At 50.3% G+C, this 13,480-nt stretch carries 17 protein-coding genes; 10 read left to right on the top strand and 7 right to left on the bottom strand.

Annotation, left to right across the window (positions count from 1 at the left end):
- Positions 1–52 precede the first annotated feature (52 nt).
- A complete protein-coding gene (locus E9531_RS06450) occupies positions 53–589 on the bottom strand; it encodes a dihydrofolate reductase (protein ID WP_136572940.1) in 537 nt (178 codons plus the stop codon).
- Between the two features lie 311 nt (positions 590–900).
- Here E9531_RS06450 and E9531_RS06445 point away from each other — a divergent pair, with 311 nt between their 5' ends.
- On the top strand, positions 901–1,248 hold the full coding sequence (locus E9531_RS06445) for a rhodanese-like domain-containing protein (RefSeq protein WP_136572939.1): 348 nt from the start codon (positions 901–903) through the stop codon (positions 1,246–1,248).
- A 34-nt stretch (positions 1,249–1,282) separates the two neighbouring features.
- On the opposite strand, the gene E9531_RS06440 is transcribed toward E9531_RS06445, so the two are convergent.
- Entirely contained in the window at positions 1,283–1,624 is a 342-nt protein-coding gene (locus E9531_RS06440) for a zinc ribbon domain-containing protein YjdM (RefSeq protein WP_136572938.1), read from the bottom strand.
- Between the two features lie 175 nt (positions 1,625–1,799).
- Between E9531_RS06440 and E9531_RS06435 the strand changes: the two genes are divergently transcribed.
- From E9531_RS06435 to icd, 4 genes are all read left to right on the top strand, one after another.
- Positions 1,800–2,696, top strand: coding sequence for a recombination-associated protein RdgC (locus tag E9531_RS06435; RefSeq protein WP_136572937.1), 897 nt, complete (start codon positions 1,800–1,802; stop codon positions 2,694–2,696).
- Between the two features lie 189 nt (positions 2,697–2,885).
- Entirely contained in the window at positions 2,886–5,186 is a 2,301-nt protein-coding gene (locus E9531_RS06430; protein ID WP_136572936.1) for an arginine/lysine/ornithine decarboxylase, read from the top strand.
- A gap of 201 nt (positions 5,187–5,387) precedes the next feature.
- Positions 5,388–5,867: a bacterioferritin gene (gene bfr, locus E9531_RS06425; protein ID WP_136572935.1), complete on the top strand. Its 480-nt coding sequence runs from the start codon at positions 5,388–5,390 to the stop codon at positions 5,865–5,867.
- Positions 5,868–6,217: 350 nt separating this feature from the next.
- A complete protein-coding gene (gene icd / locus E9531_RS06420) occupies positions 6,218–7,483 on the top strand; it encodes an NADP-dependent isocitrate dehydrogenase (protein ID WP_136572934.1) in 1,266 nt (421 codons plus the stop codon).
- 146 nt (positions 7,484–7,629) lie between these two features.
- Here the strand turns inward: icd and erpA are convergent, their stop codons facing one another.
- The 3 genes from erpA to E9531_RS06405 all read right to left on the bottom strand — a co-directional run bounded on the left by erpA (position 7,630) and on the right by E9531_RS06405 (position 9,424).
- Positions 7,630–7,998, bottom strand: coding sequence for an iron-sulfur cluster insertion protein ErpA (erpA, locus tag E9531_RS06415; protein ID WP_136572933.1), 369 nt, complete (start codon positions 7,996–7,998; stop codon positions 7,630–7,632).
- Positions 7,999–8,111: 113 nt separating this feature from the next.
- Positions 8,112–8,654: a bactofilin family protein gene (locus E9531_RS06410; RefSeq protein WP_136572932.1), complete on the bottom strand. Its 543-nt coding sequence runs from the start codon at positions 8,652–8,654 to the stop codon at positions 8,112–8,114.
- A gap of 29 nt (positions 8,655–8,683) precedes the next feature.
- On the bottom strand, positions 8,684–9,424 hold the full coding sequence (locus E9531_RS06405; protein ID WP_211343384.1) for a DUF6776 family protein: 741 nt from the start codon (positions 9,422–9,424) through the stop codon (positions 8,684–8,686).
- A 175-nt stretch (positions 9,425–9,599) separates the two neighbouring features.
- Here E9531_RS06405 and E9531_RS17465 point away from each other — a divergent pair, with 175 nt between their 5' ends.
- Entirely contained in the window at positions 9,600–9,845 is a 246-nt protein-coding gene (locus E9531_RS17465) for a hypothetical protein (RefSeq protein WP_158291729.1), read from the top strand.
- Positions 9,797–10,879, top strand: a complete 1,083-nt coding sequence (locus E9531_RS06400; protein WP_136572930.1) for a TRAP transporter substrate-binding protein — start codon at positions 9,797–9,799, stop codon at positions 10,877–10,879. The genes E9531_RS17465 and E9531_RS06400 overlap by 49 nt, the downstream gene beginning before the upstream one ends.
- Before the next feature lie 66 nt (positions 10,880–10,945).
- On the opposite strand, the gene E9531_RS06395 is transcribed toward E9531_RS06400, so the two are convergent.
- Positions 10,946–11,650 (bottom strand): YebC/PmpR family DNA-binding transcriptional regulator, encoded by a 705-nt coding sequence (locus E9531_RS06395; protein WP_136573083.1) that lies wholly within the window; start codon positions 11,648–11,650, stop codon positions 10,946–10,948.
- A gap of 367 nt (positions 11,651–12,017) precedes the next feature.
- Here E9531_RS06395 and E9531_RS06390 point away from each other — a divergent pair, with 367 nt between their 5' ends.
- The 3 genes from E9531_RS06390 (at position 12,018) to E9531_RS06380 (ending at position 13,121) form a co-directional block, all read left to right on the top strand.
- Entirely contained in the window at positions 12,018–12,443 is a 426-nt protein-coding gene (locus E9531_RS06390) for an organic hydroperoxide resistance protein (RefSeq protein WP_136572929.1), read from the top strand.
- 113 nt (positions 12,444–12,556) lie between these two features.
- Positions 12,557–12,826: a VF530 family protein gene (locus E9531_RS06385; protein ID WP_136572928.1), complete on the top strand. Its 270-nt coding sequence runs from the start codon at positions 12,557–12,559 to the stop codon at positions 12,824–12,826.
- 46 nt (positions 12,827–12,872) lie between these two features.
- Positions 12,873–13,121, top strand: coding sequence for a SlyX family protein (locus E9531_RS06380; protein WP_136572927.1), 249 nt, complete (start codon positions 12,873–12,875; stop codon positions 13,119–13,121).
- Between the two features lie 173 nt (positions 13,122–13,294).
- On the opposite strand, the gene E9531_RS06375 is transcribed toward E9531_RS06380, so the two are convergent.
- Positions 13,295–13,480: transposase (locus E9531_RS06375; protein ID WP_136572926.1), on the bottom strand; the 186-nt coding region annotated here is incomplete at its 5' end.

Raw genomic sequence — 13,480 nt, 5'->3', positions numbered from 1 at the left:
CTAAAAACCAAAATTGTCGAGAAATCTATAGGCCCAGAAGGCATGCACTCAATTACGTCGCATGGCGTTTGTAATGCACAAAATCGAATGGCACTGCAGGCCCATCCTTCTCCAAGGGGGCACTATGCGACTGGCGACTTTGCTCAACAAAATCAGATTTATTCCATGCAGGGAAGTGGGTATCCCCTTCGATATCAGTATGGATTTCTGTCAAGTACAAGTCCGTCGCGAATGGCAAGGCTTGGGCATACACCTGGCCACCACCAATCACAAACACCGTCTCAGCCCCGTCTTTTGCCTCTGATCTGCTTGGCAAAGCCAAAGCCTGTTCAAGGCTAGAGACCAAAATGACCTGCCCCGGCAACTCCAAGGCACGAGAGGAAACCACCACATGCTCACGACCTGGCAATAATCCGGGCAGAGACGCCCAAGTGCGGCTTCCCATAATCATCCGGCTGCCCATCGTCTTTTCCTTAAAGTGGCGCAAATCTTGTGGCAGATGCCACGGCATCCCTCCACTGCGGCCAATAGTAAGATTACGCGTCAATGCAGCAATTAATGCAATACGTGGTGAACGTGAAGATGTCATAAAAACGATTGCGCATCTAAAGCAATGCGCATGAAAAAAATTGTCATGCGGTCTATCGAACAGATCAAATATGCGCAAACCGCTTGACGCTATAAAACAGTTGCAAGAATAGCGTAAACCCCGTGCAGCACATGCCAACCGCAACTGTTTGCACAGGACTAGAACATTGAATGTGCCGCTGTCACATCAAAATCAGTGTACGAATGGGGCTAAACTCTCCGAATTAAAAAGCCATACCATTGTGATTCATTACCCTTTCCTCACGCCTAGCTAGGGAAAATCCCAACCTCCTCAAATAGACAACCGCAGCCATGATTGAACAAATCACACCACAGAACCTATTGCGATGGGCTCAGAACCACGCAGCATCTGATGAAAAGCCTCTCATCATTGATGTGCGTGAGCCTTGGGAATGGGCAATCGCCAGCATTGAACCTCTCGCTTCGTGTGAATTAAAGCAATTGCCTATGGGTGAGATTCCTAGTGCCCTGAACCACCTTGACCCGGATCGCCCCACTGCCCTGCTCTGCCACCATGGTGTACGTAGCCAGAATGTGGCCAACTTCCTGCACACCAACGGTTTCTCTACACTCGCCAACATTGTGGGCGGAATCGACGCATGGTCTGCCACGGTTGACTCTTCTGTGCCGACTTACTGAATATTGGCACGCGTGGCTCGCTGCGGCGAGTACATCAAGCTTTCTTAACAAATTCAGATTTGAGCTGCATCGGACCAATTCCATCAATCTTGCAGTCGATATTGTGATCCCCATCTACTAAGCGGATGCTACGAACCTTAGTGCCTACCTTTACCACTGTTGAGGAGCCCTTGATTTTCAAGTCCTTGACCACGGTCACAGCATCGCCATCTTGCAGCACATTCCCCACGGCATCTTTGACTACCTGAAGCTCCTCTGCTTCATCAACAACGTCCACACTAGACCACTCATGGGCGCATTCTGGACAAACCAGTAAAGAACCATCCTCATACACAAATGTTGAACTGCACTGGGGGCAAGCTGGTAGCGCTGACATGGTCACTCCTCGTATAACGCAATAGAAATAATCCTCTGAGCATACTGCACACCAAGCCTCTTGAAGAAGTCGCAGTCCATGCATTGCAACACGAAGCGGTGATAATCAGACATTGCCCACCCATGCACGAACTGCCACCGCTACCAGTGCATGACCATCGCAAGGACCTATTGTTTTGTTTAAAAACCTACTGATCTACCGCATTGCTTCGAGTTGGTCGCCAGACCTTACCGCCGCCACCCAGGCCCTTGAGGCCCATCCATTCACCCCTTGCACCCCGACGCAAGAACGCGCACTAGGCTGGGTTGCGCCCCGTGGCCAGCCCCATGCACCAATGGTCGAATCCATCAATGGTCAATGGATCTTGCGCCACGTCACGGAAACAAAAATATTGCCTGCATCTGTAGTAGATGCGCAAGTCAATGAAAAAAGCCTGCAAATTGAGGCCCAAACAGGGCGTAAGCCGGGTCGTAAAGAATTACGAGATCTCAAAGACGAAGCCCGCCTAAGCCTGCTCCCAATGGCCTTTACCAAAACCCAAGGCCATTGGGTTTGGATTGATATCAAACAAGGCTTCTTGGTGATCGACGCCAGCAGCCCACAAAAAGCCGATGAAATCCTCACAGCGTTGGTTGAACAATTGCCCGGTTTCATTCCCAAAATTTTGCAGACACAAGAAAGCCCGGCAACAGCCATGACCGCCTGGCTCGAAGACCAGAGCGCGCCGGGCGCATTCAGCCTAGGGGATGAGTGCGAACTCAAAGCTGTTGATGACACCAAAGCCAGTGTCCGTTATGCACGACACTCCTTGGAGATTGAGGAAATCCGCGGACACCTACAAGCAGGAAAACGCCCTACCCGGCTGTCTCTGGGCTGGTCCGACCGCTGCCAATTGGTACTCACCGAGACACTCCAAGTAAAAAAACTCGCGTTCAGTGATGCTGTACACGAAGACAAAGACAAAAATGACGACCATTTTGATGCCGATGTGGCATTGACGACAGGAGAGTTAAGCCAGCTCATCCCACAATTGATTGAAGCCCTTGGAGGCGAAGAACCTAGTTTGGGCTAAAACACCGCCTATTCATCATCAAAAGTCACTTGAATGCCTTGCTGAAGTGATATGTTTTGGCGTTTTTTCATGCATCTGCCACACGATTTGATTACACTTCGCGCATTTCCGCCCGCACATGTCTTTGGCATCTGCGGGCGGCCTTCCATTTTGGCCTGAACTGGCAGCTTTTTTCGGGAGTGTCACCCCATGAAATTCCGCTTTCCCATCATCATCATTGATGAGGACTATCGCTCTGAAAACACCTCCGGCTTAGGAATTCGTGCTTTAGCACATGCCATTGAGGAAGAAGGCTTTGAAGTTGTTGGTGTGACCAGTTATGGCGACTTGAGCCAATTTGCCCAACAGCAAAGCCGCGCAAGTGCTTTTATTTTGTCTATTGACGATGAAGAATTGACCACCAGCGATGAAGGCGAACCACTGGTTATTCAGAGCTTGCGTGATTTCATCGGAGAAGTGCGACGTCGCAACGACGAAGTGCCCATCTACATCCATGGGGAAACCAAAACAGCCCGCCATTTGCCCAATGACATTCTGCGCGAGTTGCACGGCTTCATCCATATGTTTGAAGATACGCCTGAGTTTGTTGCCAAGCACATCATCCGCGAAGCAAAAAATTACCTCGAAAGCATACAGCCGCCCTTCTTCAAAGCCCTGCTGGACTATGCAGATGACGGTTCCTATTCTTGGCACTGCCCCGGGCACTCAGGTGGCGTCGCTTTCCTGAAATCGCCTATTGGGCAGATGTACCACCAGTTCTACGGCGAAAACATGCTGCGTGCAGACGTTTGTAACGCAGTTGAAGAGCTAGGCCAACTGCTCGACCACAACGGCGCCATTGGCGAGAGCGAACGCAATGCTGCTCGCATTTTCAACGCCGACCATTGCTTCTTCGTGACCAATGGCACCAGCACATCCAACAAAATTGTCTGGCACCACAATGTGGCGCCAGGCGATGTGGTCGTGGTCGATCGTAACTGCCACAAATCGATCCTGCACTCCATCATCATGACCGGCGCTATTCCGGTCTTTTTGAAACCATCACGCAACCACTTTGGCATCATTGGCCCCATCCATAAAAGCGAATTTGAGCCTGCAAACATCCAGAAAAAAATCAAGGCCAACCCCTTGATGAAAGAGCTGCTCAAAGATGTCAACGTCAAAGAGATCAAGCCGCGTGTGTTGACCCTCACGCAATCGACTTATGACGGCGTGCTCTACAACACAGAAACCATCAAGAGCATGCTCGACGGCTATGTCGACAACCTGCATTTTGATGAAGCATGGCTGCCACACGCCGCATTCAACCCTTTCTATGGCACCTACCATGCCATGGGCAAAAAACGCGCCCGCCCAAAAACCAGTGTGGTGTACGCCACGCAGTCCATCCACAAATTGCTAGCCGGCATTAGCCAAGCCAGCCATGTACTGGTGCAAGACTCTCAAGAGCGCAAACTTGATTTCGCTTTGTTCAATGAAGCTTATCTGATGCACACCTCCACCAGCCCGCAATACAGCATCATTGCAAGTTGCGATGTGGCTGCCGCCATGATGGAGTTGCCCGGCGGCGAAGCGCTGGTCGAAGAGAGCCTCTTAGAAGCACTCGATTTTCGCCGCGCCATGCGCAAGGTGGAAGATGAGTTTGGCAAGAACGACTGGTGGTTCAAAGTGTGGGGGCCTGAAAAGCTCGCCGAAGAAGGAGTGGGCCGCTCAGCGGACTGGATCATCTCCAGCAACGGCACCAAGTCACGCAAAGCCAGCAGCAATTGGCACGGCTTTGGCGACCTAGCAGACGGCTTCAACATGCTGGATCCGATCAAGGCAACCATCGTTACGCCAGGTTTGGATTTGGATGGCAAGTTCGACAAAACCGGCATCCCAGCTTCCATCGTGACCAAATTTTTGGCCGAACATGGCGTGGTTGTGGAAAAAACGGGGCTTTACAGCTTTTTTGTCATGTTCACCATTGGCATTACCAAAGGCCGCTGGAACACGCTTTTGACTGCGCTGCAGCAATTCAAAGACGACTACGACAAAAACCAACCACTCTGGCGCATCATGCCGGAGTTCTCTGCTGCACACCGCCGCTATGAAAAAATGGGCCTGCGCGACTTGTGCCAGCATGTGCACCAACTCTACGCCAAGCACGATATTGCGCGCCTGACCACCGAAATTTACCTGTCTGACTTAACGCCGGCCATGCGCCCTGCTGATGCCTATGCGCACATTGCCCGCCGCAAGACTGAACGTGTGGAAATCGACCATTTGGAAGGTCGCATCACTGTGGGTTTGGTCACGCCATACCCGCCGGGTATTCCACTGTTGATTCCTGGGGAGGTCTTCAACAAGAAAATCGTGGATTACCTGAAATTTGCCCGCGAATTTGCCAAACAACTGCCAGGTTTCGAAACCGATATCCACGGTTTAGTGATGGAAAAAGACGCCGATGGCAACAAACGCTTCTTCGCCGACTGTGTCGCTCAGCCATAACGGCTTCTGGCTGAACCTGAATCAAATCTGTTCAGCCAGAGTGCCCAGCATGTCCTGTGCACTAGGCACACTCAATGCGTAGAGAGAACCGTTCTTAATATCACGCGCAACCAGACTGGCAAAGCATGGGATTGCATTGCCAGAGCACAGCAAGCTTGAAACAATAGCGTCATTGATAACATACCTATATTGGAGTGCCCCATGATTGGCGACCCTCAAGTCATGACCCATTTGCAGGCCGAGCTCAAAGTGCTGCTGACCAACATCAACCAAACCTTCGTGCACTACCGTATGTTGCAGCATTGGGGATTTGGTGTGCTGGGAAAAGCAGAGTACAAAGCCTCTATCAAGGCCATGAAGCAATCTGACACTTTGATGGCTCGCATTTTTCTATTGGATGGCCTGCCCAATCTGCAAGACTTGGGCAAACTGCGCGTTGGCGAAGACGTACAAGAGTTGCTGGAGTGCGATTTGCAGCTTGAACACGACTCACAAAGCGCACTCAAAGCAGGCATTACCCAGTGTGAAACGGTGATGGACTACGTCTCCCGAGACCTGTTGCTGGAGATTCTTGAAGACGTTGAAGAGCGCATCGACTTTCTGGAGACTCAACTGTCACTGATCGAGCAGACAGGATTGCCCAATTACCTTCAGTCGCAAATGCACGAAGAAGCGCATTGATCTCCATATCGCGTTAAATGCATCAAGATAAAACAGCATTCCTACGGAATGCTGTTTTTTTATGTCGCAGCTAAAAAAATTTGTCTACCCCAAACAAAACACACACCCTAACCCACTAGGTGCGTGGAAGGAATGAACATACTGCATGGATAGAATCGACTGCGCACCGTTATCCATCCGTGCCCGTTAAAATGCGAAACCACTGCATTTCGTTAGTACGTATGCAAACCCAGCCACACCTACCCGAAGGCTTGGCCTGCGTTAGGTACTCCCACAACCACTCTCTTTTTTTGACTGTGTTTCTTGGTTGAAACGCAAGCAAGATTTTTTCGCATTCCCCGGAGACTTCCATGACATACCAGCACATTCAAGTACCCGCACAAGGTCAAAAAATCACACTCAATGCGAACAACACATTGAATGTCCCCGCCCATCCCATCATTCCGTTTATTGAAGGCGATGGCGTAGGGGTCGATGTCACTCCCGTGATGCGCAAGGTCGTTGATGCGGCAGTAGCCAAAGCTTATGCTGGAGAACGAAAACTGGAGTGGATGGAAGTCTATGCGGGTGCTAAGGCCACGCAACGGTATGGTGCCGACGTATGGCTACCTACCGAAACGGTTGATGTGGTCAAAGAACATCTGGTCTCAATCAAGGGGCCACTAACAACTCCAGTAGGAGGCGGAATCCGCTCATTGAACGTCACCCTACGCCAACAACTGGATTTGTACGTCTGTTTGCGTCCCATTCAATACTTTGATGGAGTCCCCTCGCCGCTCAAAGAGCCACACAAAACCAATATGGTGATCTTCCGGGAGAACTCAGAAGACATTTATGCTGGTATTGAATTTCAGGCTGACAGTGAGAAGGCGCAAAAACTCATTGCTTTCTTACAAAACGAATTGGGTGCCAATAAAGTTCGTTTCCCACAAACCTCTGGTATTGGTATCAAACCTGTATCAAAGGAAGGGACCGAGCGACTTGTCCGCAAAGCGATTCAATATGCCATTGACCATGACAAACCGAGTGTGACATTGGTGCATAAAGGCAATATCATGAAATTCACCGAAGGGGCGTTTCGTGATTGGGGCTACGCCCTGGCTAAGCGCGAGTTTGGCGCAGAGGAAATTGACGGAGGCGTATGGTTACGCCTGAAAAACCCACGTACAGGCAAGAACATTGCCATTAAAGACTGCATCACCGATGCCTTCTTGCAGCAAATTTTGCTGCGTCCGGTTGAATACAGCGTGATCGCCACATTGAACCTCAATGGTGACTACATTTCAGACGCACTGGCAGCACAGGTCGGCGGTATTGGTATTGCGCCCGGTGCCAATATGAATGAAACCGTCGCGATGTTTGAAGCCACGCATGGGACAGCGCCCAAATATGCAGGCAAAGACTATGTCAATCCAGGCTCAAGCATTCTTTCGGCAGAAATGCTCTTGCGCCATATCGGCTGGACAGAAGCGGCTGATGTCATCATCCGAGCAATGACCAAAAGCATCCAAAGCAAGCACGTCACCTACGACTTCGCCCGCATGATGGAAAGTGCCGTGCAAGTGAGCTGCTCAGGCTTTGGAGATATCCTGATAAAGCATATTGAACAGGAATAACACTCCATTCAAAATAAAAAAGGCGCTTTCGATAGCACCTTTTTGTTTTTTTCAATACCCGCAGTAAGGATAACGCTCTAAACAAACCTCAGTGAAGTTGCAATGAACCATTCGCTTGTATTGCTGGTTTAAGCGACAAGGGCAACTCAGGTCGAAAAGCTCGATCCGCAACCGCACGTGGTTGTCGCATTCGGATTCTTGATGACAAACTGCGCACCTTGAAGGTCTTCTTTATAGTCAATTTCAGCGCCCACCAAATATTGATAGCTCATCGCATCAATCAAGAGTGAAACACCATTTTTTGTCATCGTGGTGTCGTCTTCATTAGCGATTTCATCAAACGTGAAACCATACTGAAAACCTGAACAACCACCGCCTTGAACAAACACCCGCAACTTCAAGTCAGGGTTGCCTTCTTCGGCAATCAGATCAGCCACTTTCGCAGCAGCTGAATCGGTAAAAATAATGGGGGTCGGCAAATCTGTTGTTTGTGCTTGCTCTGCTACTGCATTCATCGTTGCTCTCCAAAGTGGATGGATATTGGACTTCTGCAGCCCACATGCCATCACTGGACAATACGCTGCATTTCAGCGTGGTAATGGCCGTCATATTAGGCCAAATTAGATGTCTATGCTGCGCTGCTGGTTTTTGCTGTTTTAGCAGTGCTGCTACTGCTGTCCTCAGCGCGTCTAGCAGCAGGTATTTGCGCTGCAGTATTGCGTTGAGTCTGAACGCCTTGCAGTTGAGGTAATTCAGTACCAATCGCCTCGGGCTGTTGCACTTCCAACGCTGCGGTGGTTGGCTCTTGTGCAGGCAAAATAGGATTCATTCGCCCAGACACCAATGCCCCTTGGTGCATTTCAAGTTGCCGGTAACTGATGTCGCCACACACGCGGGCTTTGGGTTGCAACTCCAACAACTGCGCTGCATGAATCGGCCCCTCAACCAAACCATTGACGATGATCACATCGGCTTTGATACCACCGGCAATTCGCCCATGCTCCGCCACGAAAACCAATGTCCCCTTTTTGGACGCAGTCACATCTCCAGTGAGTGCCCCTTCCACGACCCCTTCAATCCGAATGCCATCCGTAAAAGAAATATTGCCTTGGATCTGGCACCCCTGTGCGACTAGGCTTCGGATGGCTGCTTGTTTGTTTTTAGAAAACATATTCAAACTCACTTTCGATGATCGGATGGCTACTGTGTGTCAAAGGCGATGGACTGACGCGTGCGCTCTTGTTTGCCTTCCCACACGATCATAGTCACACTGCTGAGCTGTAAATTTGCTGGTATAGGAACTCGGCCATCCAAACGCTGGTATGTCTCAAGCGTAAGGCTCTGCCTTCGATCTTTAGCAGGTAGACGCCATGTTTTCCCGTCCAATGTGCCAGCCACCTGCCATTCCAATTCGCCCTTGAAAGGAGCTGCGTTGCGTTTGAGCTGCATCAGCAAAAGTTGCCAATACAACTCATCGGGCACGCGCCGCTCCACATTCAGACTACGGATGGATACTCCGCCATTGTCCTCTGCGGGCAGCAGGTTTTCATAAAAGCTCAACTCATTATTGAGGCGTTGATTCTCTTGCTGCAGCTCTTTAACTTGCTGTCGCAATGCCTCTAGTGTTGCTTCATGCATAACCGCCAAGGCATCCAAGGCTTGTGCATCTTCATGCCTTAGGGCAGGCGCTTGCAAGCCTTGCAACTCTGCAAAATTTTCTTGCATTGCCGGAGGTTGCGGTGTTTGGGCTTGCAATTGGTGTTGCAAACTCAGCATCTCCTGCTGCAAACGAGCCAATTCGGCTTGCGATTGCTCCTGCCTACTAAAACGCTGCATGACATCATGCCCCCATTGACTCGCGACAATAGCCAGCACAGCTATTCCAGTCAGCAGCATCCCCAGAAGCCAGCGCAAAGACTTCGGAACAAGTCGACGCACCATCAAACGGCGGCCGTTCAAAGGATATCTACGTCTGAACAAACGAAAACGCATCATCAATATGGGAGTTCGGACAAGTCACGTCAAAAAAGAAAAAATGCGAGTCATCAACTCACCAGGGTGACTGCGATCTGCAGCAACAATGACTCAAAACTGGAAATGATTATCGCTGCTTATTATGACCGGATTGCACCCAATTCATCCTTGTTTAGCCATGTGCATTCGGCATCTCGCAACCCGCCTGCACGGCTATTGCCAGTTAGCGGGGTTTTCCCGCTATTTCGCTTTGAAACACGTTCAATACAATGCGCAGGCGGCCAAAGAGACCTGCATTGTTTCGCAGGATGGCCCCTCTATTTACACGGGAGAATTTTCATGGATCGTCGATCAATCATCAAAGGCGCAGGGCTGGCTGGCGTTTTAGCTGCTGGCGTTGCCCCAGCCGTGCACGCCCAACAAGCAGTCCGCTGGCGCCTGGCTTCTAGCTTTCCTAAGTCACTCCCTACTATTTTCGGCAGCGCTGAAAAACTGGCTTCCTCCGTCAAAGCCATGTCTGGTGGGAAATTTGAAATCAGCGTTCACCCAGCTGGTGAACTGATGCCCGCTTTTGGAGTGGTTGATGCACTGCAAGCTGACACAATCGAAATTGGACAAACAGCAGCCTATTACTACACAGGCAAAGACCCTATCTTTGCCTTTAGCTGCGCGGTTCCATTTGGTCTGACGACCCTGCAACTGAACGCATGGAAAGACCACGGCAATGGGTATAAATTGCTCAATGCTTTCTTTGAGAAATACAACTTCCGTGCAGCAAGCGCGGGTAATACCACCACGCAAATGGGCGGTTGGTACCGCAAGGAAATTAAAACCGTTGATGATCTCAAGGGCTTGAAAATGCGCTTGGGCGGCGGCGTGTTTGGTGAAGCCATGGCCAAATTAGGGGTTGTGGCTCAAAACATTCCTGGTGGTGATGTGTACACCGCACTGGAAAAAGGTACGTTGGATGCTGCAGAATTCGTTGGCCCTTACGACGACGAGAAGTTGGGTCTGAATAAAGTGGCTCCGTTTTACTATTACCCAGGTTGGTGGGAAGGCAGTGCTGAACTTGAGTTCTTCATCAACATAAAAAAATACAACGAACTCTCACCAGAAAACAAAGCGATTTTGGATGCCGCAACCCGCGTGGCCGCAGCAGACATGACATCTAAATACACGGCCTACAACCCTGGCGCTTTGAAAAAGTTGGTTGCAGACAAGACTCAACTCAAGATGTTCTCAAAAGAAATCATGGATGCAGGCTTTAAGGCGTCCATGGAGGTTTTTGCCGAACACGAAGCCAAATCACCTGAATTCAAAGAAATCCACCAAGATATGCGCGCATTCCAACGCGATCAAATTCTGTGGAACCGCTTCTCTGAATTCCCATTCAACCAGTATATGAACAGCATCAAGATCTAAATCTTGCAAACCGACTCTCAAGGCCTGCTGAAGTATCCCTTCGGCAGGCCTTGAGTGCTTTCTAAATCAGTCGATCAAACCGACATAGACGTGCTGCACGTCATCATCGTTTTCAATACCAGCAAGAAAAGTCTGCACTTCCTCCTGTGCCTCAGCAGGCAAACTGCCCATGCTGACCGGATTCTTGGCTTTATAGCCAAGCTTGGCAGATATGACTTTGATCCCCTGCTGCGGCAACGCTTTGCTGACAGAATCCAGATCGCCAGGCTCAGTCAAAAACAGTGTCACACCCTCTTCTTCGCCAGCTTCAAAATCTTGGGCTCCAGCCTCGATCGCAGCTAACTCGACATCAGCGCCATTCTCAGGTTCTCCCTCAATCATGCCAACGTGATCAAAGTCCCAAGCCACTGCAGTCAGCTGCCCCTTGCGAAAACACACACGCATGTTTGGGGCCGTGCGGTTAGGGTTGTCTGTCAAACACTCAACCATCACCGGCACGCGGTGCGGAGCATACCCCTCAAACACCACGGTTGAATAATTGACTGCATCAGCGCCTGCGCCAGAGCCTTTTTTGATGGCGCGCTCAAGCGTATCTTTTGGCATCGATGCCTTACGCGCCGCTTCAACAGCCATGCGCAGGCGTGAATTTCCTGCTGGATCTCCCCCGCCCATGCGAGCTGCGACTGTAATTTCCTTGACCAGTTTGCCGAAGAGTTTTCCTTTGGCATCAGCGACAAGCGCCTTGCCTTTTTCTTTCCATTGCGCACCCATGGCCGCGATTTCCTTCATGTAATTGCTGCAGCACGATTACTGCGGATCGTCGCTGGCCGCCCTTTTTTGCACAACACCGCCTCGCGAACGAGACGGAATTATGAAGCAATACGTGAAAACAATAGCAAGCTAAGCAAACGTTGTATACCGTAACTTGGTCATGCACGATTGTTGGGTTCCTCAAAATTCACAATCCAGGAATCGTCCAAACATCCATTACAGCAGGACCACTAACTTCTACCGACGTTCTCTGCTGACCAAGAGCCAATACCATTACTTGCAACCGCGACTTGGCCATCACTTTTACGCCAGCACACGGTTGGGTCTACTCTTGTAAGCCTTATCTCTCTGAACGCAAAGGACCACCATGAGCACCCCACTCGACAAAGTTATCTATACCGCCCAAGCCCATACCACTGGCGGACGTGATGGCACTGGCAAAAGCAGTGATGGCGCGCTGGACGTGCAATTGAGTCCACCCGGCTCTAACAAGCCAGGAACAAATCCTGAGCAACTCTTCGCTATTGGCTACGCAGCTTGTTTTATTGGGGCAATGAAGGCAGTTGGCCCCAAAATTGGAATCAAAGTCCCACAAGACGTTGCCATTGATTCCAGCGTCTCACTAGGTCCAACGCAAGGAGGTAACGCATTCGGCATTGCCGTCAAACTGGTCATTGCGCTGCCAGCCTTGGATGCTGATATAAAACAAAAACTGGTTGATGCGGCCCATCAAGTCTGTCCATACTCCAACGCGACACGCGGAAATATTCCAGTTGAATTGGTTATTACCTGAGCACTGCTAGGCGCAAACCTAGCTCTTCATGCGCGCATGTCTGCATACGGCAGAACATTAAAGTACTGCCAGTACCAGTCAACCATCCAGTCTTAAATGCTTGACAATACCGCATGACTTTGCAAGAACAACCGCGAAATCCGCTCCACGGCGTGACGTTGGAGCGTCTCCTGACCGATTTGGTCGACCACTACGGCTGGAAAGCACTGGCACAACGTATTCCCATACGCTGCTTTCAGCTCGATCCTAGTATTTCCTCCAGTCTTAAATTTTTGCGCAAAACACCTTGGGCCCGAGACAAGGTAGAACAGCTGTATGTAGACACTCTGCGCAGACATGAACGGTCGGCCAAACGTATTCCACCGCATTCCAGCAGCCAATAATCAAGCTGCATCTTGCAAGCCGCTCGCCCTGAACGCACACTTTCCTATGACCAGCACACCACCATTGCCGCAAGCGAATACACTGCCAGCGCACATCGAAACCCGCTTGACCGACCTGGAAATCAAACAAAGCTACAACGACGATTTACTTGAACAGCTCAATTTACTTGTGTACAAGCAACAAGCCCAAATTGACACCCTTACAGCACAAGTGCAACGCCTGCAGCAAGTGCAAAGCAGCTCTTCTGCAGAAGGCACTCGCGATCCGCGAGATGAATTACCTCCTCACTATTGAATGGATAGGCGCCGTTGATGCGCGCCTTAACTAAGGGAAACTCTGCAAAACTACCAGAATCAAGACAAGAGGGTTCAATGCGACTTGTGGTGAAACCCCATTTGAGCAAATTAGTAGCTCTTCTAAGCCTCATTTGAGGTATTTGGCCCTGTCGGGCCATATTGCAGGCCTACTCATGCCTGCAGCTGTGGCAAAGCGCGCCGCATCATCCACAAATTGGCCAACGCAAACATCGTCTGCAGCTTGTTGTCGTTTTTGGCAATGCCGCGGTATCGCACCTTGGTAGAGCCAAGCTGCTGCTTGATGATGCGGAACGCGTGCTCAACTTTGGCACGAACACTGGCGAGTATCTTTTGGTA

Origin of the sequence: Lampropedia puyangensis (genome assembly GCF_004833285.1) — a bacterium.
In the GTDB taxonomy this organism is placed as follows: Bacteria; Pseudomonadota; Gammaproteobacteria; order Burkholderiales; family Burkholderiaceae_C; genus Lampropedia; species Lampropedia puyangensis.
This window is presented reverse-complemented; position numbering and strand designations above follow the sequence as displayed.